The 6,144-nt window shown below is 40.3% G+C and carries 5 protein-coding genes; 3 read left to right on the forward strand and 2 right to left on the reverse strand.

Translation table 11 applies throughout. The features are described from left to right. On the forward strand, positions 1 to 397 hold a 397-nt coding region (locus tag ACEW8U_RS14235; RefSeq protein WP_373522719.1), incomplete at its 5' end, for a dihydrodipicolinate synthase family protein. A gap of 23 nt (positions 398 to 420) precedes the next feature. Continuing rightward, on the forward strand, positions 421 to 1,905 hold the full coding sequence (locus ACEW8U_RS14240) for a sodium:solute symporter (RefSeq protein WP_373522720.1): 1,485 nt from the start codon (positions 421 to 423) through the stop codon (positions 1,903 to 1,905). A gap of 328 nt (positions 1,906 to 2,233) precedes the next feature. On the opposite strand, the gene ACEW8U_RS14245 is transcribed toward ACEW8U_RS14240, so the two are convergent. Further along, entirely contained in the window at positions 2,234 to 3,472 is a 1,239-nt protein-coding gene (locus ACEW8U_RS14245) for a fibronectin type III domain-containing protein (protein WP_373522721.1), read from the reverse strand. A gap of 172 nt (positions 3,473 to 3,644) precedes the next feature. On the opposite strand from ACEW8U_RS14245, the gene ACEW8U_RS14250 reads away from it, so the two are divergent. After that, the gene (locus ACEW8U_RS14250; RefSeq protein WP_373522722.1) at positions 3,645 to 5,819 is read left to right on the forward strand and encodes a bifunctional alpha,alpha-trehalose-phosphate synthase (UDP-forming)/trehalose-phosphatase; all 2,175 of its coding nucleotides are present in this window, start codon (positions 3,645 to 3,647) and stop codon (positions 5,817 to 5,819) included. 105 nt (positions 5,820 to 5,924) lie between these two features. Here ACEW8U_RS14250 and ACEW8U_RS14255 read toward each other — a convergent pair. Then, positions 5,925 to 6,144, reverse strand: a 220-nt coding sequence (locus tag ACEW8U_RS14255) for a hypothetical protein (RefSeq protein ID WP_373522723.1), incomplete at its 5' end; no start/stop codon positions are given.

The raw sequence follows: 6,144 nt of genomic DNA on the forward strand, positions 1-6,144 counted from the left end.
GAAGTTATTGGCATTAAAAAAAGAAAAACCTGAATTCTCCGTTTTGATTGGCCCTGAAGAAATGTTATCACAGTCAGTACTTTCGGGCGGGGATGGGGGGGTTAACGGAGGCGCAAATATTTTTCCCAACCTCTATGTCCGACTTTTCGAGGCTGCAAAAAACCGGGACCTGGATTTGGTCAACAAAATCCAGCCTCTAATTCTTGAAATCTCAAAGAACATTTATGGATGTAGCCCAAAAAGCTCCAGCTATCTCTGCGGTGTCAAAGAAAGTCTATATTATTTGGGTATCTGTGAACCTCATATCGCTCCACCACTGCAATCTGTGGATACCAAAGCAAAAGAAACCATAGTACAAAATCTTGAAAAGATCATTTTCAAAATTAAAAGCAATTAATTCCTTACCGCCTATGACAATCTATGAATCTTCCTCTTATTGACTTGATTGTTTTTTTGGTATATATGTCTGGAATAATTGCCTTTGGAGCTTCTTTTTATTTCAAAAAAAGAACTTCTATAGATTATATCAGCGGAGGAGGTAGGTTACCTGCATGGGCATTGGGGATGTCCATCTTTGCAACATATGTCAGTAGTATCAGTTTTTTGGCTTTACCTGGCAGTGCCTATCAGTCCAATTGGAACGGTTTTGTTTTTAGCCTTTCCATCCCTTTGGCGGCTTTCATTGCTGTGAACTATTTCATCCCACTATACAGAAAACTGCAGAGCCCCTCAGCCTATGCCTATCTTGAAAACCGTTTTGGGTTATGGGCAAGGGTTTATGCTTCAACATGCTATCTCTTGACACAATTGGCCCGAATGGGAGCTATCATGTATTTATTGGCGCTGCCCATGAACGCATTATTTGGATGGAGTATACCGATGATCATCATAACTACAGGTATTGGAGTGACGATATATGCCATGTTAGGGGGGATTGAAGCTGTGGTTTGGACGGATGCTGTCCAGGGGATATTATTGATAGCAGGTGCATTGACCTGTTTTATATTGATCATCTGGGAAATGCCGGGAGGTTTTCCAGAGGTAATTGAAATAGCCCAAGACCAAAACAAACTTTCCTTGGGCAGTTTTTCCTTTGACTTGGGTCAAAATACTTTTTGGGTGATTCTGGTTTATGGATTATTTATCAACCTACAGAATTTTGGGGTGGACCAAAGTTATATCCAACGGTATTTGGGAGCCAAAACAGAATCAGAAGCCAAAGCGTCAACTTGGTTGGGAAGCTTGCTTTATGTTCCGGTTTCTTTGTTGTTTTTCATGATCGGTACATCATTGTTTGCCTATTACCAACAGTTTCCCGAAAACCTACAATTGGAATTACAGGCCTTTGAAAATGCTGATAAAGTTTTCCCCTATTTCATTGTTTCATCTCTACCTGTTGGATTGACCGGACTGATGATAGCGGCCATTTTTGCGGCGGGTATGAGTACTTTATCCACTAGCATCAACAGTTCGGCGACGGTGATATTGGAAGATCATGTCAAAAAATACCTTTTCCCAAAACTCCCTAAAGCTGCTGAGTTCAATGTACTTTATTTGTCCTCATTTATCATGGGAATTGCAGCTATTCTAATAGGACTGGCCTTCAATGGGGTCAGCAGCGCATTGGATGCCTGGTGGGCATTGGCTTCGATTTTCAGTGGTGGAATATTGGGTCTTTTCCTTTTGGGTGTTCTTACCCAGTCCAAAAGTAACATGCCCGCTATAATAGGTGTAATCTTTGGCTTGATCATCATCGCATGGATAAGTCTGGAGGAGTTACTCAGGGCTCAAGGCTGGCCTGTTCTCGATTTGCATAAGAATTTGGCCATTGTGCTGGGGACCATGGCTGTTTTTTTAGTGGGGTTTGTTTTGGGGTGGATGGTTAATAGGGTGAAGCGTATTTAGGATTTGGCTGAAAATGAAAGGCTTATTACTTCTTGAATCCAGTATTTGATTTAATTGTGTCAAAGACTTTCCCTTTGCAATTTTGAGTCTTTAAAATTTTTGTAAATGTTCAAAATAGGTAATGACATCAGGTTACCCCTACCTACGGCAGGCAAGTATCATCCCGAGGCATGAGGGATCTCCAAAGGTCCTATTTATGTTAAAATTTATCATTTCCTGCTCCTCGTGAGACCCTTCCTACCGTCAAGTTGACGGCTGCTCCGATTAGGTCATTGGTAACGTAGAGAAAAATCCACTGCTCCGAAAATGGTTCTAAACCTCTCCTTCCTCAATCTTCCTCTCTCATCAACAAATCACTTTCTGGAAACCTATCGATCACATTCCCGTCCTCATCCACAGATATCAAGCTAAACTTACCTCCTTCCAAAGTCAACAAGCTAAATGCCCTGACAGACTGTACATTTTTGAGATACCAAGCACTGTCTAAGCTATGAACTTCCCGTGGTTGAACTCCCCAAGAACCGTCACCCACATATACAATCCCGGATTCATCTATTTGTTGTGCTTTGATTGGATAAGTTCTTTTGTAGGCATGGTCATGGTTTTCGAAAGCCATCTTCACCCCGTTTTCTTCAAAAATCGGTGTCCAAATTTCCCTTACCAAGGTTTGGGTAATTCCATTATAATCTCTGACTGAAGGGTATGCAGTAACATGGTAAATGGGGATTTTATGCGTTACATTTTTTCTGGATTCAAGGGTTCTCCTGAGCCATTCTGTCTGTACACCTTCAATGGGATTGGTATGATCTGTATCCAAAATGATCAGACTCAGGTATTTTCCGAAGTCCAGCACATTGTAGCCCGGCTGTCCAGGAAATGCAAAGAGTCCATAAAAATACGGGGCTATCCTCCCTCTGAATTCGCTAGTCTGTTCATACCCTTCATGCTGGGTATAATATCCCCCAACTAATTCATGGTTACCTACCGCGACAATACAGGGAATAATACGGTTATCATCTGTGACTAAGGTATTTGTATAGACATCAAACCAATCATAAATCCTTTGGATATTAACAGCCAATCCATTTTCGTAAGCCATATCTCCTCCGATAATCACAAAATCGGGATCATAGGATGTCGCTACCCTACTAGTTTTTTCAAACCATTCTTTGCGATGCATGGAATCGCCTCCGATAGCAATCTTGAGGGATTTGTTGTTGAGGTTCTTTGGTAATGTGCGGAAGTAATAAATGGAATCAGAAGAGGCAAACCTGAGTTCATATTCAGTATTGGATCTTAAATCCTGAAGTCCTACACGGTGGACATACCTGGGAGAGAAAGGATAAGGTAACACATCACTTTGGAAAGAATGCCATTTTTCTGTTCCCTTTCTTCTGAAATACAATGTTGTCGGGTTAATGGCATCCAAATGCCAGTCAACCTCAATGGAGGTGGTAGGATCAGAGGTCCATGTGAGGTAAAAAGCATGGGGTTCAGTCTGGGCAAAGCTTGAAATGCCAAAGAAAATACCTGCAAAAAGAAGGACAAAGGGTTTAAAATATTTCATTTTGATGATGTGTTTTTGAATTCTAAATTATAATAATAAAGATAATTGACTACAATTTAACATTATCAATTTGGGTCAAAAACCTCTAAAATTGGTCAAATTTTGAGCTTTAATGACTATATTTAAAAATCTTTCTTTTAAAAAATTCATTAATTGTTTTAAATTCCCAGTAATGTCAAAAACCATAATTGTATCCAACCGACTACCTGTTTCACTTAGACATCGAAATGGCCGATTTGAATTTAAACCATCGGCGGGAGGTTTGGCCACAGGCCTAGGCTCCATCTACAAATCAGGGGATAATATCTGGATTGGTTGGCCAGGCAATACAGTTGAAGACCCCGAACAGCGTGCCGAAATCATTTTGGAATTGCATGAACTGAAAATGGCACCTGTATTTCTTACCAAAGAAGATGTGGAGGAGTTTTATGAAGGCTTTAGTAATGAGACTTTGTGGCCCGCATTCCATTATTTTACCCAATACATTGTCTATAACCCAGAACATTGGGAAGCTTACATCCGGGTCAATCAGTTGTTTTGTGAAGCTATTCTAAAAAAAGCTGATCCGGACGACACCATTTGGGTGCATGATTACCAATTGTTGCTCCTGCCAAAAATGCTGAGAGATGTACTGCCCAATGCGACAATTGCTTTTTTTCAACATATCCCCTTTCCTTCCTATGAAATCATCAGGATGATTCCATGGAGAAAAGAATTGCTCGAAGGAGTCTGCGGATCGGATTTGATAGGATTTCATACCTATGACGACATGCGTCACTTTCTCAGTGCTGTAGGCAGAATTACTGGGATGTCTTCGGAAAGCGGATATATACAGGCCGAAAACAGGATTATCAATGTGGATTCCTTTCCAATGGGCATTGATTATGGGAAATTTGAAAAACAGGCCAAAAGCAGAAAAACCCAAAATATCGTAAAAAATTTTAAAGCCCAAATTGGAGATGTAAAACTGATCCTAACCATAGATAGATTGGACTATTCCAAGGGAATTCCTCAAAGGCTCCATGTATTCTATGAGCTTTTGAAAACCCATAAGGATTTACATGGAAAAATATCCATGATCATGGTCGTGGTACCAAGTAGGGACAAAGTAAAATCCTATAAGGAGTTAAAGGAAGAAATAGATTTACTTGTAGGCAGGATAAATGCCGAGTATTCCACCCTAAATTGGATTCCGGTTCACTATTTCTACAGGGGTTTTCCTTTTGAAGAATTGAGTGCTTTCTATAGCATGTCTGATATTGCTTTGGTAACACCATTGAGAGATGGGATGAATCTGGTCTGTAAGGAATTTGTTGCAAGTAAAACTGACCAAACCGGTGTATTGATTCTTTCTGAAATGGCCGGAGCTTCCAAAGAACTCATCGATGCAGTATTGGTCAACCCCAACGATAAGCAGGGTGTGGTAGACGCTATCTACCAAGCCTTAGCTATGAAACCTGAGGAACAGAAATCCAGAATGGTTTCTATGCAGGAAAGCCTGAAGAAGTATGATATTTTCCAATGGGTAAAAGTTTATCTTGACCGGTTGGAGCATGTGAAAAGAAAACAGGCGGAACTTATCTCAAGAGAGGTGGATACTAAAATTATCCAAGAAATCGAAGAAAAATTCAAATCTGCTTCCAATCCTGTCCTGTTCTTGGATTATGATGGAACTTTGACAGGTTTCAAAACAAACCCGCAGGATGCCATGCCTGATTCTGAATTAAAAGGTATCATCAAAGGTTTGAGTCCCAAATCACAAGTTGTCGTTATCTCTGGCAGAGATAAAGATACCCTTGGCGAATGGTTTAAAGGTCAGTCAATTGATATGATAGCTGAGCACGGTGTTTGGGTTAAGCGCAAATCATCTAAGGAAGGATGGGAACTGTACGCCGAGGTGGATGATAGCTGGAAGGAAGAAATCAGAAAAATCATGGAATACTATGTTCTTAGGACTCCAGGTGCGTTTATCGAAGAAAAACACCATTCGCTTGTATGGCATTATAGGAAAGTAGAGAGCGGCTTAGGGGACCTGAGAATGAGAGAACTGTTTTCACATCTCAAATACATGGCCCGCGGATATAATTTGCAGGTATTGGAAGGAAATATGGTCTTAGAAATCAAACGACCTGATATCAATAAGGGGCGCGCAGCGGTAGCAATGATGAAAGGAATAGAATATGATTTTGTCTTGGCAATCGGGGACGACTGGACAGATGAAGACACCTTCAAAGCCATGCCCAAAAACGCCTATACCATAAGGGTTGGATATGCATACACCCAAGCGAATTACAATATCAAATCCTATCGACAGGTAAGAGACCTGCTCAAAAAACTCATTGAGTAGTTCTCTTTGATACCGGCATTATTCTGGAAAATCACATAAGAAATTTTACTTGAACCACAAAAGAAACAAAAGGGAACAAAAGACTATATCACTAAAAGTCGATATTCAATAACTTTTGTATTCTTTTGTCACTTTTGTGGTTCCATTATTTTTTTTTAAAACAATAAAGCCAGCCAATTCGGCTATCAACGACATAAATGCAAAATACCCCTCGGCAAGCTCGTGGAACGGAGATCCGGTTAAATGAGGAGAGGCTGTCTCATAAGTCTCATTTAAATTAAATTGAAAGGCTACCTGATTTTTCGGGTAGCCTTTTTCTTGTTTA

Source organism: Aquiflexum sp. (genome assembly GCF_041751335.1).
GTDB lineage: Bacteria > Bacteroidota > Bacteroidia > Cytophagales > Cyclobacteriaceae > Aquiflexum.